Source organism: Pseudorhodoferax aquiterrae, from assembly GCF_014652235.1.
Classification (GTDB): domain Bacteria; phylum Pseudomonadota; class Gammaproteobacteria; order Burkholderiales; family Burkholderiaceae_C; genus Pseudorhodoferax; species Pseudorhodoferax aquiterrae.
On the sequence record NZ_BMYK01000087.1, the window covers coordinates 1 to 710 of the forward strand.

The 710-nt window shown below is 64.6% G+C and carries 1 protein-coding gene; it reads left to right on the forward strand.

Translation table 11 applies throughout. From position 1 onward, the window contains the following. The coding region (locus IE209_RS33640; RefSeq protein WP_189691201.1) for a cbb3-type cytochrome c oxidase subunit I at nucleotides 1-710 on the forward strand (710 nt) is incomplete at both ends.

The window sequence follows — 710 nt, forward strand, 5'->3', positions numbered from 1 at the left end:
CCTGATCTTCGTGATGGGCGGGCTGACCGGCGTGATGGTGGGCATGGTGGCGTTCGACGGCCAGGCGCACGACACATATTTCGTGGTCGCGCATTTCCACTATGTGCTGATCGGTGGCATGGTGTTCCCGCTCTTTGCCGGCTTCTACTACTGGACGCCGATGCTCACCGGCCGGCAGCTTTCCGAAAGGATCGGCCGCTGGGTCTTCTGGCTGAACTTCGTCGGCGTGCACGTCTGCTTCCTACCGATGCACCTGACTGGCCTGATGGGCATGCCGCGTCGCGTGGATACCTACCTGCCCGAGCGGCTGTGGGGCCTGCCCAATCTCATCTCGACCCTCGGTGCATTCATCATCGCCGCCGGCGTGCTGCTGTTCGTCATCGATGCCGTGCGCTGCTTCAGCCGCGGCACGGGCGGCAACGCGCGCAACGTCTTCAACGGCGGCACGCTGGAGTGGCTGTCCGCGGGCAACTATGCGGTGCGTTCGATTCCGGTGATCAACCACCTCGAGCCGCTGTGGGCCGATCCCCAGATTGGCAAGGACGTGGAAGCGGGCCGTTACTTCCTGCCGAACACCGCCACCGGCCATCGCGAGACGCTGATCACCAGCACCTCGCGCGCAGAGCCCCAGTATCTGCAGATCATGCCCGGGCCGTCGTGGTGGCCATTCCTCGCGGCGCTTTTCACGGCCGGGTTCTTCCTGCTGCTGA